General features: G+C 55.4%; 19 protein-coding genes. 5 read left to right on the top strand and 14 right to left on the bottom strand.

Annotated features, from left to right (window positions below):
• On the bottom strand, window positions 1-1,620 hold the full coding sequence (gene nusA / locus BDE40_RS16925; RefSeq protein WP_134016571.1) for a transcription termination factor NusA: 1,620 nt from the start codon (window positions 1,618-1,620) through the stop codon (window positions 1-3).
• A complete protein-coding gene (rimP, locus tag BDE40_RS16920) occupies window positions 1,620-2,195 on the bottom strand; it encodes a ribosome maturation factor RimP (RefSeq protein WP_134016569.1) in 576 nt (191 codons plus the stop codon). The genes nusA and rimP overlap by 1 nt, the downstream gene beginning before the upstream one ends.
• A gap of 225 nt (window positions 2,196-2,420) precedes the next feature.
• Between rimP and BDE40_RS18255 the strand changes: the two genes are divergently transcribed.
• Window positions 2,421-2,564, top strand: a complete 144-nt coding sequence (locus BDE40_RS18255) for a hypothetical protein (RefSeq protein ID WP_162848119.1) — start codon at window positions 2,421-2,423, stop codon at window positions 2,562-2,564.
• A gap of 59 nt (window positions 2,565-2,623) precedes the next feature.
• Here BDE40_RS18255 and BDE40_RS16915 read toward each other — a convergent pair whose 3' ends face one another.
• The 5 genes from BDE40_RS16915 to pip form a co-directional block, all read right to left on the bottom strand.
• Window positions 2,624-4,168 carry an ABC transporter substrate-binding protein gene (locus tag BDE40_RS16915; RefSeq protein ID WP_134016567.1) on the bottom strand — a complete coding sequence of 515 codons (1,545 nt, stop codon included), beginning with the start codon at window positions 4,166-4,168 and terminating at the stop codon, window positions 2,624-2,626.
• 75 nt (window positions 4,169-4,243) lie between these two features.
• A complete protein-coding gene (locus BDE40_RS16910) occupies window positions 4,244-5,890 on the bottom strand; it encodes an ABC transporter ATP-binding protein (protein WP_134016565.1) in 1,647 nt (548 codons plus the stop codon).
• The gene (locus BDE40_RS16905) at window positions 5,887-7,086 is read right to left on the bottom strand and encodes an ABC transporter permease (protein WP_134016563.1); all 1,200 of its coding nucleotides are present in this window, start codon (window positions 7,084-7,086) and stop codon (window positions 5,887-5,889) included. The genes BDE40_RS16910 and BDE40_RS16905 overlap by 4 nt, the downstream gene beginning before the upstream one ends.
• Window positions 7,083-8,081: an ABC transporter permease gene (locus tag BDE40_RS16900; protein WP_134016561.1), complete on the bottom strand. Its 999-nt coding sequence runs from the start codon at window positions 8,079-8,081 to the stop codon at window positions 7,083-7,085. Before BDE40_RS16900 ends, BDE40_RS16905 begins: the two co-directional genes overlap by 4 nt.
• Window positions 8,082-8,190: 109 nt before the next feature.
• On the bottom strand, window positions 8,191-9,168 hold the full coding sequence (pip, locus tag BDE40_RS16895) for a prolyl aminopeptidase (protein ID WP_134016559.1): 978 nt from the start codon (window positions 9,166-9,168) through the stop codon (window positions 8,191-8,193).
• A gap of 71 nt (window positions 9,169-9,239) precedes the next feature.
• On the opposite strand from pip, the gene ubiG reads away from it, so the two are divergent.
• Complete coding sequence (ubiG, locus tag BDE40_RS16890; RefSeq protein ID WP_134016557.1) at window positions 9,240-9,980, top strand: bifunctional 2-polyprenyl-6-hydroxyphenol methylase/3-demethylubiquinol 3-O-methyltransferase UbiG; 741 nt, start codon at window positions 9,240-9,242, stop codon at window positions 9,978-9,980.
• Here the strand turns inward: ubiG and BDE40_RS16885 are convergent.
• Genes BDE40_RS16885 through BDE40_RS16870 form a run of 4 tightly spaced genes read right to left on the bottom strand, consistent with a single transcriptional unit; the run spans window position 9,977 to window position 12,257 of the window.
• Entirely contained in the window at window positions 9,977-10,417 is a 441-nt protein-coding gene (locus BDE40_RS16885; RefSeq protein WP_134016555.1) for a MarR family winged helix-turn-helix transcriptional regulator, read from the bottom strand. The genes ubiG and BDE40_RS16885 overlap by 4 nt on opposite strands.
• Window positions 10,418-10,420: 3 nt before the next feature.
• Window positions 10,421-11,248, bottom strand: coding sequence for a carbon-nitrogen hydrolase family protein (locus BDE40_RS16880; RefSeq protein WP_134016553.1), 828 nt, complete (start codon window positions 11,246-11,248; stop codon window positions 10,421-10,423).
• Complete coding sequence (grxC, locus tag BDE40_RS16875; RefSeq protein WP_134016551.1) at window positions 11,245-11,499, bottom strand: glutaredoxin 3; 255 nt, start codon at window positions 11,497-11,499, stop codon at window positions 11,245-11,247. The genes BDE40_RS16880 and grxC overlap by 4 nt, the downstream gene beginning before the upstream one ends.
• 38 nt (window positions 11,500-11,537) lie before the next feature.
• A complete protein-coding gene (locus BDE40_RS16870) occupies window positions 11,538-12,257 on the bottom strand; it encodes a ComF family protein (protein ID WP_134016549.1) in 720 nt (239 codons plus the stop codon).
• Window positions 12,258-12,301: 44 nt separating this feature from the next.
• Here BDE40_RS16870 and BDE40_RS16865 point away from each other — a divergent pair, with 44 nt between their 5' ends.
• Together BDE40_RS16865 and hemH are read left to right on the top strand one after the other, a co-directional pair.
• The gene (locus BDE40_RS16865; RefSeq protein ID WP_134016547.1) at window positions 12,302-13,153 is read left to right on the top strand and encodes a methyltransferase domain-containing protein; all 852 of its coding nucleotides are present in this window, start codon (window positions 12,302-12,304) and stop codon (window positions 13,151-13,153) included.
• A gap of 2 nt (window positions 13,154-13,155) precedes the next feature.
• Entirely contained in the window at window positions 13,156-14,205 is a 1,050-nt protein-coding gene (gene hemH / locus BDE40_RS16860) for a ferrochelatase (RefSeq protein WP_134016545.1), read from the top strand.
• 227 nt (window positions 14,206-14,432) lie between these two features.
• Here hemH and BDE40_RS16855 read toward each other — a convergent pair whose 3' ends face one another.
• Genes BDE40_RS16855 through BDE40_RS16845 form a run of 3 tightly spaced genes read right to left on the bottom strand, consistent with a single transcriptional unit; the run spans window position 14,433 to window position 16,925 of the window.
• Window positions 14,433-14,831 carry a (deoxy)nucleoside triphosphate pyrophosphohydrolase gene (locus BDE40_RS16855; protein WP_134016543.1) on the bottom strand — a complete coding sequence of 133 codons (399 nt, stop codon included), beginning with the start codon at window positions 14,829-14,831 and terminating at the stop codon, window positions 14,433-14,435.
• Window positions 14,828-16,063 carry a bifunctional glutamate N-acetyltransferase/amino-acid acetyltransferase ArgJ gene (gene argJ / locus BDE40_RS16850; RefSeq protein ID WP_134016541.1) on the bottom strand — a complete coding sequence of 412 codons (1,236 nt, stop codon included), beginning with the start codon at window positions 16,061-16,063 and terminating at the stop codon, window positions 14,828-14,830. Before argJ ends, BDE40_RS16855 begins: the two co-directional genes overlap by 4 nt.
• Window positions 16,064-16,085: 22 nt before the next feature.
• Window positions 16,086-16,925, bottom strand: coding sequence for a peptidylprolyl isomerase (locus BDE40_RS16845; RefSeq protein ID WP_134016539.1), 840 nt, complete (start codon window positions 16,923-16,925; stop codon window positions 16,086-16,088).
• A 180-nt stretch (window positions 16,926-17,105) separates the two neighbouring features.
• Here BDE40_RS16845 and secA point away from each other — a divergent pair, with 180 nt between their 5' ends.
• Complete coding sequence (gene secA / locus BDE40_RS16840; RefSeq protein ID WP_134016537.1) at window positions 17,106-19,796, top strand: preprotein translocase subunit SecA; 2,691 nt, start codon at window positions 17,106-17,108, stop codon at window positions 19,794-19,796.
• The last annotated feature ends 80 nt before the right edge of the window (window positions 19,797-19,876 follow it).

Genomic DNA, 19,876 nt, shown 5'->3' with positions numbered 1-19,876 from the left:
TCAGGCCTCAGCCTCCGCAGTTTCTTCGGCGCCGTCTTCGGCTTCTTCCTCAGACACCAGATCGGCAGGATCTACCCAGCCAAGTTGGATACGGGCCGTCATGACCATGTTCTGAGCTTCTTCCAACGACACGTCGAAGGGCTCCAGAACACCGTCATCTTTTGAACGCTCGCCGTTAACAGTCGTCCAGCCACCGGCCAGTTCCCAGTCAGCGCAGGTTGCGAAATCTTCCAGCGTTTTTACATCGTCTTTCGCAAGTGCTTCCACCATTTGGGGTGTCAGACCCTCGAATTCAATGAGGCTGTCCTGCGCACCAAGTTCGCGAGCCGTTTCCAAGGCCTTCTTCGCAGCAGCTTCCAGATAATCACGAGCACGAGCCTGCAACTCGGACGCTGTGTCACCATCGACGCCGTCGATAACCAGCAGTTCGTCAACTTCGACGTAAGCCACTTCTTCCAGCGAGGTGAAGCCTTCGGAGACCAGCAGTTGTGCGAAGAATTCGTCCAGATCCAGTGTTTCCATGAACAGCTTGGTACGGACTTCGAACTCAGCCTGACGACGTGCGGATTCTTCTTCCTCGGTCATGATGTCGATGTCGAGGCCGGTCAACTGCGACGCAAGACGCACGTTCTGGCCGCGACGGCCAATCGCCAGCGACAGCTGCTCTTCGGGAACCACAACTTCGATACGCTCGGCCTCTTCGTCCAGAACCACTTTGGAGACTTCAGCGGGCTGAAGCGCGTTCACCAAGAAGGTCGGCTGGTCTTCATTCCACGGGATAATGTCGATCTTTTCGCCCTGAAGCTCGTTCACGACGGCCTGAACGCGGGAGCCGCGCATACCGACGCAGGCACCGACTGGGTCGATGGAGCTATCGTGCGAAATCACGGCGATTTTGGCGCGCGAGCCGGGGTCACGGGCAACGGCCTTGATCTCGATGATGCCATCATAGATTTCCGGCACTTCCATTTTGAACAGTTCGGCCATGAATTGCGGGTCGGTCCGCGACAGGAAGATTTGCGGGCCACGCACTTCGCGGCGCACATCCTTGATATAGACGCGAATGCGGTCGTTCGGGCGGTAGCTTTCGCGGCCGATTTTCTCGTTGCGGCGCAGAATGGCTTCGCCACGGCCGATATCGACGATGACGTTGCCGTATTCTTCGCGTTTGACCTGACCGTTGATGATCGTGCCGGCGCGATCCTTGAACTCTTCGTACTGACGGTCGCGTTCTGCTTCGCGCACCTTCTGCAAGATAACCTGCTTGGCGGATTGCGCGGCGATGCGGCCCATTTCAACCGGCGGTACTTCGTCTACGATTGTGTCGCCGATTTTCGGGTCGTCCAGATAATCTTTGGCGTCCTCGACATTCAACTCGGCGCGGTCGTTCTCGATCTCGTCATCTGCCACAACCGTACGCACACGGGTGAAAGTTGCTTTACCGGTCTTACGGTCGATGGAAACGCGGATGTCCAACTCTGCGCCATAGCGAGACTTGGCGGCGCGGGCGAGGGATTCTTCCATCGCTTCGACAACCAGTTCCGGGTCGATCATCTTCTCGCGGGCCACGGCTTCTGCGGTTTGCAGCAGCTCAAGTTGGTTGGCTGAAGTAATTGCCATTAGTCGTCTCCTTCGCCATCGACGATCTGTTGAACTTCGTCGAATTGGGTTTCGTCAATTTCGCCCGCGTCTTTGCGGTTTTTAAGAACATCGCGGATCAGCTCGTCGGTCAGAACCAGCTTCGCATCAGTGAGCCATTCGAATTTCAGGCCGATGGTGCCTTCTTCGATGGTGATTAGAACTTCGTCACCCTCAACGCCAGCCAACTGCCCTTTAAAGCGGCGACGGCCGTCGATGAGTTCTTCGGTTTCAATCTTTGCCTCGTACCCGTCCCACATCTCGAAATCTTTCAAGCGGGTCAGTGGGCGGTCGATGCCGGGGCTCGACACTTCTAGGCTATATTCGCCAGAGATTGGATCTTCGACATCGAAAATCGCAGACAATGCAGTAGAGATTTTGGCACAATCATCGACTTCTATGCCGCCTTCGGGCTTCTCAGCCATAACTTGCACAATATCGGCTTTACCAGTGAGCAGGCGCATCCGCACGAGTTCATAACCCAGACCCTCGATAACGGGTTGGGCGATCTCGGCCAGACGGCGGTCGATGGCAGCTTTTGCGATCAGATCAGTCATAGTTTCCTTAGAGGCACAAAAAAACGGGCGCGCGGCCCGTTGATGTTTCCCGGTGGAGCGCTGGGGGTGGAGACCAGCACGCCGCTGTTGAGGGGGATATAGGGGAAGGCAGGTGAGTCTGCAAGTTTTGTTTAAGAGTATTCCGGCAAGGGCCGCAAACCCGTCCAAAATCTGCCCTATTCCGAAATTAACCATTGCGGCAGTCAATTCGGAAGGAGAACGAAAATGGACTTTAGCAGCCTTGGCGTAGTCGCCACTGTTGGCGGCGGCGCGTTTCTGTGCGGCGTGGCCGTCATGTATGTGGTGATGAACCGCACTTGGAAAAAGCGGGATGCGGAGCGTACTGAACGCGCGGCGACCGCAGCCTAACCAATAAAAAACGCCCCGCCAAATCGGCGGGGCGTTTTTATATCGTCAGATCGGGGTGGTTAAGAGAACCACCAGCGCTCCGCCATACGGGAGCCGTCCATCTGGAAGTTGTTCCCGATGTTTTCCCCATGGGCCAATGCAGAGGACGCAGCGTCCACGTAGTTGGCGTACATCGGAATGACGGTGGAGCCACGGGTCGACAGGATTTCCTGCATTTCATGGTAAATGACGCGGCGCTTCGCGGAATCCAACTCTTTGCGACCTGCATATAGCAGCTCTTGGAAGCGAGGATCATCCCAGTTGCTTTCGTTCCAAGGAACGCCAGCCTCATAGGCAGTTGCAAACATCCAGTCTTCGGTCGCGCGGCCGGAATAGTAGCTGGCACACCACGGCTTCTTAAGCCAGACGTTGGACCAATACCCGTCATCAGGTTCTTGGACGACGTTGATATTGATGCCGATCTTCTTCGCAGACGATTGATACAACTGCCCCGCATCCACCGCGCCGTTAAAGGCAGCGTTTGCGATATGAAGGTCGACATTCAGTTCACCGATACCGGATTTATCCAAGTGGAACTTGGCTTTGTCGGGGTCGTACTCGATCTGAGGAAGATCGGCGGCATAGTATTGGTTTGCAGGGCCGATCGGGTGATCGTTTGCCACGGCGCCGTGACCTTGGAGGATTTTGTCCACCAATTCATTACGATCAACGGCGTATTTCAGCGCCAGACGGACATCCAGATTGTCGAAAGGAGCAACGTCAGACAGCATTGGCAGCGTGTAGTGCTGGTTGCCGGTCACTTCGAAAATCGTGACGCGCGGGTTTGCACGCATCAACGGCTCGGTCTTGAAATCGACGCGGTTCACGGCGTCGACCTGACCCGTCATCAGCGCGTTCATCCGTGCGGAGGTGTCGTTGATTGCGATATACTCGATCTCGTCGAACCAACCTGCGGAGCCGTCCTTGTAGTGGCTCGCAACCCGCTTCCCGACAAAGCGCACGCCCGGATCGAAGGAAACGACCTCATACATGCCCGTCCCGATGCCTTTGGCGATCGCTTCGTCAATCTGGCCCGCAGGGAACATGACGATGTGATAATCCGACAGCAAGAACGGGAAGTCGGCGTTGCCAGCAGCAAGCGTCAATTCAACCTCGTGGTCGTTGATCTTTTTCATTTCGCTGATCGCCGACACAATCGGTTTCGCCGCAGATTTGGCACCTTCTTCGGTGTGCATCGCCAGCGAGGCCAGCACGTCATCCGCACCGAATGCCTTACCGTTGTGGAAGGTAACGCCCTGACGCAGTTTGAAGGTCCATTTGACCGCGTCCGCGCTGGCTTCCCAGCTTTCGGCAAGCTCGCCGCGCAGTTGGCCGTCGGGGCCAACTTCAGTCAAGCAATCGAAAACGCAGCCGTGGCCACAGTTAATCATGAATGCATCGGAATGGGTCCGTGCGTCCCAGCTGTCCGAGGTATTCGCCCCGTTCAGCCCCATACGAAGGCGACCGCCCTTTTTGGCCTGCGCGCGGAGCGGCAGACCCGTGGCGGACAGAACGCCAGCAGCAACGCCCGTTTTGAGCAGGCTGCGTCTTGAAATTTGTGACATGAGTGTCTCCCAGTTGGTTTTAGTCAGATGCGGTTCGTCCGCATTTATATCGGCCCCACTACAGGGCGATTCGTTTTACATCTTATCAACAGCTGCGTCGCCGATGTTATCAACTCCGCGTTCCTGCAGAAGATTTGTCAGCCAGTCCGGGTCCATTTCAGGCACCGAGCTTAGCAGCAAGTCGGTGTAGGCGTGATGCGGCGGCTTGAACATTTCCTTCTTGGGGCCTTGCTCAACAACCTCGCCGTCTTTCATTACCACGACTTCATCGGCGATGGAGCGAACGGTGGCCAAATCGTGGGTGATGAACATGTAGCTTAGGCCCAATTCGTCTTGCAGCTTTGCCAACAGGCGCAAAATTCCCTCGGCCACCAACTGATCCAGAGCAGACGTCACTTCGTCACAGATGATAAATTGCGGCTCGGCAGCCAGCGCGCGCGCGATGCCGATACGTTGCTTTTGTCCACCCGAAAGCTCTGACGGCAGGCGATTGAAATATTCCGTTGGTTCCAGCTCAATCTCGGCCAGCAACTCCTCGACACGCTTGCGCTTTTCACGGCCCTTCAGGCCCATGTAGAACTCGACCGGTCGCCCGATCGTCTCACCAATGCTTTTGCGCGGATTGAGGGCAGTATCAGCCATTTGATAGATCATTTGCGCTTGGCGCAGCTGGCTTTTGTCGCGCTGCTTGTAGCTTAGGGGGAGTTGTTGGCCGTCAAATTCGATATGGCCAATGCGCGGAGGAAGTAGCCCTGTGATACAGCGCGCCGCGGTTGATTTGCCGGAGCCGGATTCCCCGACAACAGCCACAGTCCGGCCGGCGTGAATATCAAAACTTACGTCATGCAATACATCGACGGTGCCATAGGCTGCGGTGACGTTGCGGACGCTGACGACAGGTGTGGCATTCACGTTGATCGCGGGTTTTGCGGGCCGCTCAAAGCTGCGGACCGCCCAAAGCGACTTGGTGTAATCCTCTGTCGGCGCAGTCAGCATGGTGCGGGTATCAGCCTCTTCGACTTCGTCACCTTTGAGCAGAACTTTGATTTTATCCGCCATCTGCGCGACCACAGCTAAATCATGCGTGATGTAAATCGCGGCTGTGTCGAACTGCTCAACGATGTCGCGGATTGAGGCGAGAACCTCGATTTGGGTCGTCACGTCTAGGGCCGTTGTCGGTTCGTCAAAAATGATCAGGTCGGGGCGACAGGCCATCGCCATTGCTGTCATCGCCCGTTGCAGCTGACCGCCAGACACCTGATGCGGATAGCGGAAACCGATTTCTTCGGGGTTTGGCAGGCGCAGGCGGCGGTAAAGCTCGATACCGTCCAACTCGCTCTCGCCGCGGCTGGAGACGCCATGCTGAACCGGGCCTTCAGTGTGCTGGTCGATGAGTTTATGCGCCGGGTTGAAGCTGGCGGCAGCAGATTGCGCAACATAGGCAATCCGCTTGCCAAGCAGCGCACGTTTTACCGCAGCGGATGCCTTTACCAGATCAACGCCGTCGAACTCGACCGAGCCTTCACTGATCCGCACGCCGTCGCGTGTGTAGCCCATTGCAGCAAGCCCGACCGTGGACTTACCGGCACCGGACTCGCCTATCATGCCCAGCACTTCGCCCTTTTTCAGATCAACGTCGATACCGTTGATAATCGGGTTCCATGTCTCGTCAGAGCGACCTTCGATCTTCAGGCCACGAATTTTTAGCAGCAGATCGCTCATTCTTTCAGCCCCGATGATTTATGCAGCATCCAGTCGACCACAAAGTTCACAGCGACGGTTAGCAGGGCGATAGCGCCAGCCGCCAACAAGGGCGTGACGGCGGCATTCGGCGCGAACGACGCATAGTTGATGAACGGTGACAGGTCGCGCACCATGGTGCCCCAGTCGGCCTTAGGTGGCTGAATGCCGACACCCAAGAAGCTGAGGGACGCAATTGTGAGGAACACAAAGCAAAAGCGTAAACCAAACTCAGCGAGTAGCGGTGCCAAGGCGTTTGGCAGGATCTCGCGGAAAATCAGATAGCCCATTCCTTCACCGCGGAGTTTCGCGGCTTCGATATAATCCATAACGACGATGCTTTGCCCGACCGCGCGTGACAGTCGAAAGACACGCGTGCTGTCGATCACGGCAATGATGAAGATCATGTATATGGTGACCAGCCAGGCCTCGCTGCCCGCCCAAGCGGTGGCAATGGTCATCAGCAGCAGCGAGAAAATCAGGGACGGGATTGCCATAAGCGCATCGACCATCCGAGAGAGCAACTGGTCCAGCCAGCCGCCTAACACCGCAGCAAGAAAGCCCAAGGTGCCGCCCAGAAAAAACGCCAGACAGGTGGTGACGAAAGCGATGCCGACCGTGTTCTGCGCGCCGTAAATAAGTCGGCTAAGAATATCCCGACCAATCTGATCTGTGCCAAGCGGATACTCAGGATTGCCACCAATTGCCGGATCACCTCCCGCGACGACATTCGCTGCACCTAGAATTTCTTCTTGGCCGTATGGGGCGATGAGGCCAGCGAAGATCGACACGATTGCATAGATAATGATGATCATCACGCCAAAAGCGGCAGTGAGCGGCATGGAGCGGAACAGCTTTTTGCTATTCTCGGACCCGACATTGCGAAACACTGTGCGAAAGACCCAAGCCGCCGCCGCGAAGCCAAGCAATCCGATGACAGCCCAGCGAAAGAAGATCACGCCTGCTGATGGGACTCCGTCAACGGCTTTGGGCTGGAAGAAGTACCAAATGCTGAGCAATAGCGCCGCTGCTGCGAACACATAGCCGAATGCGACACTTAGCGGCATGTCGCGGAAGTAGGGCTTGTTGTCCGTCGCTTTTTGCGCGGCAAACCGGAAAACCCAAGCGATAGCAAGAATGACGAGAAGCCCGCCAAGGATCCAAACAAGTGCGTTCATTTGGGGTGCCTCAGGCGTGGGTTTGAAATGATGGACAAGACGTCAGCCGTTAGGTTGAGCAGGATGTAAACAGCCGCGAAGATCAGGCAGCAGGCCTGCACTACAGGGATATCGCGGATTTTGACGCTGTCGACGAACAGCTGGCCGATGCCCGGATAGACGAAGACAACCTCCACTACGACAACGCCGGTGACAAGGTAGGCAAGGTTCAATGCAACAACCGTGATGATCGGCGCCAAAGCATTTGGCAAAGCATGCTTCACGATTACCCGCATCGGCGAAAGGCCTTTTAGCCGCGCCATTTCAATATAGGGCGAAGCCAGCAGGTTGATGATCGCGGCGCGTGTCATGCGCATCATTTGCGCTGTCACTGCAAGTGTGAGCGTCAACGCAGGCAACATGGTTTTATTCAACCGGTCACTGAACTCCATCCCCGGAAAGATGTTGGACAGGGATGGGAACACCGGATTCAGAACTGCAAGAAACAGGATCAGGATATAGGCTAGAAAAAACTCCGGGCTGGAGATCGCTGACAGCGTCGATACGTTCATCGCTTTGTCAAATGCGGTATTGCGATAAAGCGCTGTCAAAATTCCGAGCGTCACAGCAAGGGGAACCGAAATCGCGGCGCTCACACCGGCAAGAAACATGGTATTTTTCAGGCGGGGAATGATCTGGTCGAAAACCGTGACGACGTCGCCACCAGTGCTCGAACCCGTGAACGACTGGAACAACGCTTGGGACATGGGAATGCCAAGATCACCCTGCACGGCGCCAAGAAGCCATTTGAAATACCGGGTCGGAGGGCTCTCGTTCAGGCCCAATTGGTTACGGATGGCTTCAACGGCTTCAGGCGTTGCACCTTGTCCAAGAATAGACTGTGCGAAATCACCCGGCAGGGCATTTACGGCAACAAAAATGATAATGGAAACAGCGAAGAGCGTTGCAATGCCTAGCAACAATCTTTGGAGGATAATCCCTAAAAGTCCAGCCACAGGCTTTCTACATCCCAACAGTTTCCCAGAGTACCGAGAGTAGCGGTTGCTCTTGATCTGTAAACCCGTAACACCGAATTAGGCTATTTTTGTATTCCTAAGGTCTCATTTACGCGTAAACGGCGCGTAAATCATCCATGGCGCGCACGAGTTCGGCAGTGATGGCTGGCTCGGATAGTGCGTGTCCCGACGCCTTAATCATCCGCAAGTCGGCCTTTGTCCATCCATCAGCCAGTCGATATGCGGAAATAGGCGGGCAGATCATGTCGTATCTGCCTTGAACGATCACGGCAGGAATATGCTCGATTGCCTCCCGATTTGAGAGGATCTGACCATCGCTTTCCAGAAAGCCCTGATTGGTGAAATAGTGGTTCTCCAAGCGGGCGAAGGCGCGGGCATACTCTGCCGGAGCATCGCCAACGGGATGTGAAACGGTCAGGGCCGCGAGTGCATTTTCCCATCCTGCCCAAGCGCGCGCGTAGCGGGATTCAAGTTGTATATCTCCCGAGAACAGACGCCGTTGATAGGCTGCGATCATGTCGCCCCGCTCTTCTTTGGGAATAAGGTCGGCGAATTTGGACCATTGTTCCGGGAAGAATTGTCCCGCGCCACCTCCATAGAACCAGTCCAGCTCTGCCTGCGTCATCAAGAACACGCCGCGCAGCACCAGATGCGCCGCACGGTCCGGATGGCTTTGGGCATAGAGCAGCGACAGCGTAGCACCCCAACTGCCACCAAAGACAATCCATTTATCAATGCCGAACCGCGCGCGGATCAGTTCGATATCGCGGATCAAATGCCATGTGGTGTTGTTCTCGACACTGGCATGCGGGCGCGAACGGCCGCAGCCTCTTTGGTCAAACAAAACTATACGATATGTGGCCGGATCAAAGTAACGCCGCATCGCGGGGGAACATCCGCCGCCCGGGCCGCCGTGCAAGACAACAACCGGAATACCATCCGGATTTCCGCATTGCTCGACATAAATTCGGTGGCCATCGCCCACGTCCAGCATCTGCTGGTCGAATGGGTCAATCGGTGGATAGAGATGTGCCACCGCGCGGTTTTGTCCTGACGATCTGTCCATAGAGCCCTATATAGTTTGTTGAGCGCTGGGTACCATGCCCGAAAATGACCAAGTCAAAGATGAGTCTGCACATGAATACGTCTACCGTCGACCCCTCGGAAATCGCAAAGTTCGAGGCCATGGCTGCCGAATGGTGGGACCTGAACGGCAAATTCAAGCCCCTACATATGCTCAACCCGTGCCGTCTGGACTACATCACCAGCCAGATTTCCGCCGAGTTTGATCGCGATCTGGATGCGCCCGCTCCATTTAAGGGCCTGCGCATTCTGGATATCGGATGCGGTGGCGGGCTGCTTTCTGAACCCATGGCGCGACTTGGTGCGGAGGTCGTTGGCGCGGACGCTGCAGGTGGGAACATTCCGGTCGCCCAAGTTCATGCGGAGCAATCCGGACTGGAAATCGACTACCGTCACACAACCGCCGAAGCGATGGCTGACGCTGGTGAGCAGTTTGACGTCGTTCTGAATATGGAAGTTGTCGAGCACGTTTCTGATCCGCTGGCCTACCTCACCGCGTGCAAAACGTTGTTGAAGCCGGGCGGCCTGATGGTGTGCTCGACAATTAACCGCAATCCGAAAAGTTTCATGATGGCCATCGTTGGCGCGGAACACATTATGCGCTGGTTGCCCAAAGGCACCCATGAGTGGAACAAGTTTATCACGCCGGATGAGTTGTTTGAGCTGATCTCAAATGCGGGGTTAAGCCCCGTAGATCGCAAAGGGTTCGTGTTCAACCCGATCACTTGGGGCTGGTCGCTGTCTGATCGTGACTTGTCTGTCAATTATGTAACAGCCAGCGTTAAGCCCGCTTAGTCATCGGCGAGGCTGCGGCGCAAGTCGCGCAAAACCGGAACGGCGTCCCGAACCCTGTCAGCACCCACACGTTCGATGATCTTTGAGATGATCGGGGCAATAGACTCCAATGCGGTATCGCGCGCGCGGCGTCCTGCCGGGCTGATCACCACCTGCTTGCGCCGTGCGTCGTCCCAGTCTGGTGAAACGTGGATATGGCCGGCCCATTCCAGCTTTGCGAGTGTGTTGGTCAACGCCCCACGGGTGAGCGCAAAGCTTTTGGCCAATTGAGCGGGGGTTCTAGGCTCGGTCAGTTGATAAAGGTGGTTCAGCATTGTGAAGTGGGACAGTTCCATCCCCTTGGGCAGCGCTTTGCTCAACTTGCTGCGGGCAAGTTGGTCGGCCATAAACAGCTCGCTAAAAAGCGATACTGCGATTGGATCTTGGGTCTCTGCCATAAGTCAAATCGTAAAGGGACGGTCATGAGTTAGGGAAGGGACACGCTGTCGCGCCCTCGCAACGTCGTCCATATCGATCTCTGCGCAAACCATACCGGGATCGGTCCCTGCGTCCAGAATTACTTCCCCCCACGGGCTGATAACAATTGAATGCCCATGCGTGGACCGTGATTTACCTTTAGATGCCTTGTGTTTGCCGGTTTGGGCCGGAGCGATCACGAAACAACCCGTCTCGATAGCACGGGCGCGCAGCAGGCTTTCCCAATGCGCAGCGCCCGTTATGGGGGAGAACGCGGCGGGAACCGTGATGATTTGCGCACCTGCCTGAGCCAGATCGCGGTAAAGCTTCGGGAACCGCATGTCATAGCAGATCGACATGCCAATTTTGGCAAACCCCGCGTCAGCAACCACCGCGCGATTGCCAGGCCGATATCCTTCGCTTTCGCGGTAGCTTTCGCTTTTGGATATCTCGACGTCAAACATATGGATTTTGTCGTACCACGCCTCGATCCCACCCTTGGGGTTGATCAGGAAGCAGCGATTGGCAAATCGACCGTCTGGGTCGTCCGTTTTCAGCCCAAGCGAGCCAATCAGCAGCCAGATATTATGCTTGGCTGCCGCAGCCCTCAGCGCTGCCAAAGTTGGGTCGTTGTCCTGATGGGACAGAACCTGCATTTGATGGCTTCGGCTTGTCGACACGCAGTTGGTCACTTCCGGTGTCAATATGAACTCCGCCCCGTCGGTCACGGCGTCTTCAATCAGCGACAGGGTCGCGGGCAGATTAGCGACAGGGTCGTCGCTCACATTAAGCTGGAGAAGGGCAATTTTCATGTAAGTAGCGCGTCGAGTTTACCGGCACGATCCAACGCGTTGAGATCGTCATACCCACCGATGTGTTTATCATCGATGAAAATTTGAGGCACAGTCCGCCCCCCGTTAGCGCGTTGGATCATCGTGGCTTTTTTGCTGCTATCGCGACCCACGTCTGTTTCGGCATAAGAAACGCCTTTCTGGGCCAGCAGTCGTTTCGCGGCGTGGCAGTAGCCACACAAGGAGGTGGTGTAGATTTCGATATTCGCCATGTGGCTAAGTCCTTCGTCACATTGAGTTGGCGTATTATCTAATCGTCTTTTGACACCCGCGCTAGGACCAGCACGTCAACTTGCCGTGCGCCTGCTGAAATGCACGCCTCGGTGCAGGCGGCCAGTGTCGCACCCGATGTCATGACATCGTCGACCAGCAATACCGAACGGTCTTTAAGCAGTTGGCCTCTTTTGTGATGTGGGACAATTGCCCCGTCGAGCGAGGCAAAACGCGTATCGCGCGATTTTCCATCCATCGTTTCTGTGGCGCGGGGCCTGTGCAACGCGTCTGGCAAATAGGCCGCATTCAGCGATTGCGCCAATATTTTTGCGATCAGGGCCGACTGATTGTAGCGGCGCTTGAGTTGCCGCAACCAGTGAAGCGGAACAGGAACGATAACTGTGCCCATCTCAACGGGCGGGGCGACGCGCGCCATCCACCGCGCCGCAGGTCGCGCAAGATCCGTGCGATCGCCATGCTTCAGGCGTAAAACAATGTCACGCCCCTTCCCGCGATAAATCATCGCCGCCGCGCCGCGGTTCCATGGCCGTGCGATAGTCATGCAATCATCGCATTGCATGTCTGTGCCGCGATCTTTGCCAGGGAGCGGTAAGCCGCAACTGCGACACGTGAGCCCATGAATGAAATGCGTTTCGCGCCAACATTCGCCGCAAAGCGACAGATCGTCCTCTACCGCTGCACCACATGTGAGGCATTGTGGTGGGTAGATCAGCCTCAGGGCGGATTGCAATTTCATACCATTCCTCTAAGTAGCGGCGTCTTAGCCACAGGAGTTTTTCATTGTCCCAACCTCGCCTCCTCACTGACCGCGCGGCGCTGCTTCGGCAACGTGCACGGGCGGAACAGCAGGGCTCTGCAATGTTCCTGCACGACGAGGCGCTGTTTGAGATTCAAGAAAGGCTGATTGACGTTAACAGGTCGTTTACGTCCCCCGCGATTGTTACCGGGCATCCGGATTTCTGGGCGAAAGCTTTCCCTAATGCGCGCATTGTGCCGGACGAAGACACCTTGGCCCTAGAGCCTGAGGCGCATGATCTGGTTATTCACGCAATGTGCCTTCACTGGGCAAACGACCCTGTCGGTCAACTGGTTCAGTGCCGTCGCGCTTTGAAATCTGACGGCTTGTTTCTTTCAGCATTCCTTGGTGGCCAAACGCTTTCTGAATTGCGGGCCGCATTATCAGAGGCTGAGGTTGCCCTTACCGGCGGTCTGTCACCCCGTGTGGCACCGATGGGTGAAATCCGTGACTTGGGTGGTTTGCTGCAACGCGCCGGGCTTGCGTTACCGGTCGCAGATAGCTCTAACCGCACAGTTAGCTATAGCTCTCCAATGGCCCTGCTTCATGACTTGCGGGCGATGGGTGAGGGCAACGTCTTGTTTGACCGTCAAAAAACCCCACCGCCGCGTGATCTGTTTGCGCGCATGGCACGTATCTATTCCGACAATTACACTTCTGAACCAGATCGAGTAGCGGCCACGTTCGAGATGATCTTCCTGACCGGGTGGGCGCCATCCGAAACGCAGCAAAAGCCGCTGCAACCCGGGTCGGCCACTACGCGATTGGCGGATTTTCTAAGCACGACCGAGTTGGGATCAGACGCAAAACCCGTTAATGGGGACAAGGACCAATAGAAATGAATATGATGAACCCGACACCCTTGCCCTACGCAGACACAGATCACCCCAAGGTAAAATTCGGCAAGATTGGCGTCCTTGTTGCCAACCTTGGTACACCTGACGACTACACATACTGGCCGATGCGCCGCTATTTGAACGAGTTTCTATCCGACAAGCGTGTTGTGGATATCGCATCGTGGAAGTGGCAGCCATTGCTACAGCTGATCATCCTGACGCGCCGCCCTTTCGCGTCCGGCGAGGCTTACAAAAGCATCTGGAACCACGACAAGGGCGAAAGCCCGTTGTTGACGATCACCAAAGAACAGACCGCAGCGATCAAGGCGTCAATGCAGGACAAGTACGGTGACGCTGTCGAAGTGGATTTCTGCATGCGCTATGGCAATCCTTCGACCAAATCAAAGGTCAGGGAATTGATCTCCAAGGGCTGCGACAAGATCGTGTTTTTCCCGCTTTATCCCCACTATGCGGGAGCGACCTCCGCCACTGCTAATGACGAATTCTTCAGAGCTTTGATGCAGGAGAAATGGCAACCGTCTGCCCGCACTGTTCCAGCATATTTCGAGAACGAGGCGTATATCGACGCGCTCGCTCACTCGGTAGAACGCGCGTATGAGGGGATTGAGCGGCCGGATATCTTGGTTTGTTCCTATCACGGAATGCCGATCCGCTATTTGATGGAGGGCGATCCCTATCACTGCCAATGCCAGAAAACGACGCGTCTGTTGAAGGAACGTTTAGGCTGGGGGGACACCGAAATCACCACAACCTTCCAGTCTGTTTTTGGCCGCGAGGAATGGTTAAAACCTTATACCGTTGAAGAGGTGGCCCGATTGGCAGAGTCAGGCAAAAAGAAGATAGCCGTGATCGCCCCTGCGTTTTCTGCCGACTGCATCGAGACGCTGGAAGAGATCAACGAAGAGATTAAGGAAAGCTTTGAAGAGGCCGGTGGCGAGCAGTTCACCTATATTCCATGCCTCAACGACGAACCAAAGCACATCGCAGCGCTGACCCAGATCATTGAAGATAACCTAAAGGGTTGGGTCTAGCTCATTCTGGGGGTTACAGGGCGGCCTTCAAAAATATTTTCGTCGACCTTGATGCGGATAAGCCCGTTCTCAAGCGCCTTGACGAAAATACCCTGAATTGAAACGCAGCTGCCAATTGTCACTGTACGTAGCATTTTAACTTCCCCCAAAGTTATTCAGGCAGAGTTTAGCCAGCTTTTTCGTTTATGCCACCAAATATTTTTTACAATTTGACGCAGGTGTTAAGTCTATAGCCAGTCACGCAAAATGGGTAACAATGGGATATCTGCCGGTGGCATAGGGTAGTTTTTCAGCGCGTTGGGGCGCGCCCACTCCAGGATTTGGCCTTCTTGGGGCGTCGGGATGCCTTCCCATTTCCTGCAGGCAAACAACGGCATGAGCAAATGAAAATCGTCATAGCTATGGCTGGCGAAAGTGAGTGGGGCGAGACAACTTTGCCACGTGTTGATGCCCAACTCCTCTTGCAGCTCGCGGATTAGCGCGTGTTCCGGTGTTTCACCGGGCTCGACCTTACCACCGGGGAATTCCCACAGACCTGCCATGGATTTTCCTTCGGGGCGCTGGGCGAGCAACACTCTGCCATCCGCGTCAATGAGCGCAACGGCAGAAACCAATACGGTTTTCACGATCGGTAGTCCGCGTTGATCTCGATATAGCCATGGGTCAAGTCACAGGTCCAAACGGTGCTGTGTCCCGCACCAAGCCCCAAACCGACGCGGATAAGCAGGTCTTCACCTTTCATATGTGCCGCGGCATCCGCTTCCACATAGGTCGGCGATACCCAACCGTTTTCTGCAACCAGCACGTCACCGAACCAGATCGAAAGCCGGTCGCGGTCAGCCTGTGCGCCGGATTTACCGACTGCCATAACGATACGACCCCAGTTCGGGTCCTCCCCCGCGATGGCGGTTTTCACCAAGGGCGAATTTGCGATAGACATCGCGACCTTGCGGGCATCGACAATGTCGGCTGCGCCTTGAACCTGAATTTCGACAAACTTGGTTGCCCCTTCACCGTCACGCACGACCTGATGCGCAAGGTCTTTCATCACGACGCCAAGCGTGCTTTCGAAAGTCTCGTTATCCTCAACATCCGCACCGGATGTGCCGGTCGCTGCAACCAACAGGCTGTCAGAGGTGGACGTGTCGCTGTCCACGGTGATCGAATTGAAGGTATGCTCGTTCTGGCGCGATACCATGTCTTGCAATCCTGCTTGGCTGATCTTGGCGTCGGTAAAGATATAGACAAGCATCGTCGCCATATCGGGCGCAATCATGCCGGAACCCTTGGCAATACCAGCGACCGTTACCTCGATGCCGCCAATTTCGCAGGTGGCCGTAGATCCTTTCGGGAAGGTATCTGTGGTCATAATAGCGCGGGCCGCGTCTTCAATACGGTTGGCATCAAGTGATTGCGACAAGGCGCCCAAAGCGTCGGTTATTTTGCCGTAGGGAAGCGGCTCGCCAATCACGCCCGTGGACGAGGTGTAGATGTGCGAGGAAGGCAGGTTCAGGGTTTTTGCTGTTGCGCTTGTAATGGCGTTAACCGCCTCAACCCCAACGCGGCCAGTGAATGCGTTCGAGTTGCCGGAGTTCACAAGAAACGCAAAGCCTTTGCCATCATCTTCGACGCGGCCCAATTTCGACTGACAGTCGAGAACAGGGGCCGAGCGTGTTGAAGACCGCGTAAACGCACCTGCAACCGCGCTTCCAGCATCAATTTCGGCAAGCATGACATCTGTGCGGCCAGCATATTTGACACCGGCAGCGATGGTAGAAAAGCGTACGCCGTCGATCACGGGTAGCTTGGGGAATCCCCCCTTGGGTGCGAGGGGGGATACTTTGGTGATCTTGGCCATGGTGGTGGACCTTTTGTGCCAGTTACTTTGACAACAGGCCTACATCGCGGATGGCAGCTGGATCAACCTCAACCTCAGTGCGCGATACAGTTGCAGTGTCGGTAAGGCGGGTAATTTCATCGTCGATTGCCTTGGCGCGAAGCTCGCGCTCGATCTCGTCACGGACATCGTCCAAAGCAGGCGCTTCCTTCACGCGGCTTTCATTGCGCTTGATCACATGCCAGCCGAACTGGGTTTGGACGGGTTCAGATACGGTGTCGTCTTCCATCGCGACGACCGCTTGCTCAAAGGCAGGCACCATCGCCCCCTTGCCGAACCAACCCAAGGAGCCACCACCTGGACCACTCGGGCCCGTGGATTTTTCTTTCGCCAGTTCGGCAAAATCAGCACCATCTGCGAGCATCGTTATCAGCTCTTTGGCTTCATCTTCGGTCTCCACCAGAATGTGGGACGCGTTGAATTCCATATCCGGCTCACCTTCGGCGAAGCGTTCTTTGTAAACTTCTTCAACCGCAGCCTCATCAACATCGGCAGTACCGATCTTCGCAAGCAACTCACCCGCAAGGAATGCGCGGATTTCGTTTTCTTTGCTCAATTCGATTGCACCGGAGAGGTCTTTCTCCATTTCTTGGCTAAGGGCCGTTTGCTGAATCAATTGCTCAAGAATTCCGTCAAACAGAACTGCGTCTTCGAGTTGCTTGTATTGCTCTGGCAGGCGCTCTTGCAGCGCGATCATGTGACCGAGCGTGATGTCCGTGCCGTTTACAGTCGCCATTACGGTCGTTGCATCTTGTGCAGCCGCAGGCATTGCGACGGTCACAGCAAGGCCGGTTGCACGAAGAAGTGTTGAAAATTTGCCCATATTACCTGTCTCCTCAGGGGCCGCACGGGGGCGCGGCGTTGACACTATCAGACACGGCCCTTACATCGCCAAGAGGTTTGAGGCGCGTCTTGTCTTGGCAGTCGAGATATGGTGCGACGGCCCTAGGGGCAAGGTGAACCTACACACGAATTTGTCAGCCATCACAAAAGGCGCGGAAATATGCTCGGTTTGGGAACCATTACGAAAAAGGTGTTCGGAACGCCGAATGACCGCAAAGTAAAGGCCGTCCGCCCGCTGGTCGCTAAGATCAATGCGCTGGAGCCCGAATTCGAGGCCCTGAGCGACGACGAAATCAAGCAACGTACCGAGCAGCTTTCCATGCGGGCGCAGTCCGGTGAGAATCTGGATGACCTGCTTCCGGAAGCCTTTGCCAACGTCCGTGAAGCAGCACGCCGCGCGCTAGGCCTGCGGGCATTTGACACCCAGATCATGGGCGGCATTTTCCTGCACCAAGGCAACATCGCGGAAATGAAAACCGGTGAAGGCAAAACGCTCGTAGCGACCTTCCCCGCATATTTGAATGCATTGTCGGGCAAGGGCGTTCATATCGTAACGGTCAATGACTATCTGGCCAAACGCGATGCGGAATGGATGGGCAAAGTCTATGCAGCTCTGGGCCTGACCACAGGCGTGGTTTACCCGCAGCAGCCGGATTCCGAGAAAGGCGCTGCCTACGCTGCCGACATCACCTACGCCACAAACAATGAGCTGGGCTTTGATTACTTGCGCGACAACATGCGCTCGAACCTGGCCGAGATGTCTCAACGCGGCCATAACTTCGCGATCGTCGATGAAGTTGACTCGATCCTGATCGACGAAGCGCGCACGCCCTTGATCATTTCCGGCCCATCCGATGACCGATCCGATCTGTATCTGACCATCGACAAACTCATCCCCGAATTGACAGAAGAGCACTACAAACTCGACGAGAAAACCCGCGTTGTTACGATCACCGATGCTGGCAACGATTTCATCGAAGTTCGTCTGCGCGAGATGGAACTGCTGCCGGAAGAGCAATCCCTTTACGATCCCGAAAGCACCTCCCTCGTGCACCATGTCACCGAGGCTTTGAAGGCGCATAAGGCGTTTCATCGGGACAAGGATTATATGGTTCGAAACAACGAGGTTATGCTTGTTGACGAATTCACCGGCCGCATGATGGCTGGCCGTCGCCTGTCCGGTGGTCTGCATCAGGCCATCGAAGCCAAGGAAGGCTGCCCGATTCAGCCTGAAAATATCACGCTGGCTTCTGTGACTTTCCAGAACTACTTCCGTCTTTATAACAAGCTGGCCGGCATGACCGGCACCGCTGCGACAGAAGCAGAAGAGTTTGCCGAAATTTACGGTTTGGGCGTGGTGGAAATGCCCACAAACAAGCCCATCGCCCGTATTGACGAGCATGACGCGATCTACCGCACGGCGAAGGAAAAATACGAAGCCATCGTCGAAGAGATCAAAAAGGCCCACGAAACTGGTCAACCCGTTCTGGTGGGTACAACGTCTATCGAGAAATCGGAATTCCTGTCCCAGCTTCTGGAACAAGCAGGCGTTCCACATAACGTCCTGAACGCACGTCAGCACGAGAAGGAAGCCGAGATTGTCGGGAACGCTGGTACCTTGGGTGCGGTGACAATTGCAACAAACATGGCGGGACGCGGGACTGATATTAAACTTGGCGGTAACGTCGAAATGAAGATCATGGCAGCTTTGGAAGCCGACCCTGATGGGGATCCAGAAGCGATCCGTGCCCGTATCGAGGAAGAACAATCCAAGGCCGAAGACGAAGTTAAGGCCGCTGGCGGTTTGTATGTTTTGGCCACCGAGCGTCACGAGAGCCGCCGTATCGATAACCAGCTGCGTGGTCGGTCCGGTCGTCAGGGTGACCCGGGTCGCTCTAGTTTCTTCCTGTCATTGGAAGATGACCTGATGCGCATTTTCGGCTCTGAGCGCTTGGACAAAATGCTGTCCACATTGGGCATGAAAGAAGGCGAAGCGATTGCGCACCCATGGGTGAACAAATCGCTGGAAAAGGCGCAGGCAAAGGTCGAAGGGCGTAACTTCGACATTCGAAAACAATTGCTGAAATTCGATGACGTCATGAATGACCAGCGCAAGGTCATCTTTGGCCAGCGCATGGAAATCATGGAAGCCGAGGACATCGGCGAGATCGCCCAAGACATGCGCCATCAGGTGATCGACGATCTGGTTGACCAGTTTATCCCCGCCAAAAGCTATGCCGACCAGTGGGACATGCAGGGGCTTTACGTCGCTGTGATGGAAACCCTTGGAATGGACCTCCCGGTCATCGCTTGGGCCGAGGAAGAGGGTGTCGACGACGGTGATATTCGTGAACGCCTTTATGACGCTTCTAACAAGTTCATGGCCAAGAAAGCTGCTGACTTTGGTCCAGAGCAGATGCGGAACATCGAAAAGCAGCTGTTGCTGCAAACCATTGACGGTAAATGGCGCGATCATCTGTTGAAACTGGAGCATCTGCGCTCGGTCGTGGGCTTCCGCGGCTATGCGCAACGTGATCCGTTGAACGAATACAAAACCGAAAGCTTCCAGCTTTTCGAAAGCATGCTGGATAGCCTGCGTGTCGATGTCACTGAAAAGCTGTCAAAAGTGCGCCCGCTAAGCGAGGAAGAGCAAGAACAGCTGATGAAGCAGTTCTTGGCACAGCAAAATGGCGGCCAACCCGTAGCTGAACTGGAAACTGAACACGAAGGTGTTGCTGCTCCGGGCTTCGACGAGAACGATCAAACGACATGGGGCAATCCCGGGCGCAACTCTCCCTGCCCTTGTGGGTCGGGTAAGAAGTTCAAGCACTGTCATGGTGAGCTCGGTTAAGGGTAAAACCTCACTATTTCGCCAAGGCTGATTTTCTGCTACGCTAAAATTCTATTGCAACGAGAATACTCGGCAAGGCA

Origin of the sequence: Litoreibacter halocynthiae, from assembly GCF_004365635.1 — a bacterium.
Taxonomy (GTDB): Bacteria; Pseudomonadota; Alphaproteobacteria; order Rhodobacterales; family Rhodobacteraceae; genus Litoreibacter; species Litoreibacter halocynthiae.
Note: the sequence above shows the minus strand (reverse complement) of the source record. Positions and strands in the feature narration are given on the sequence as shown.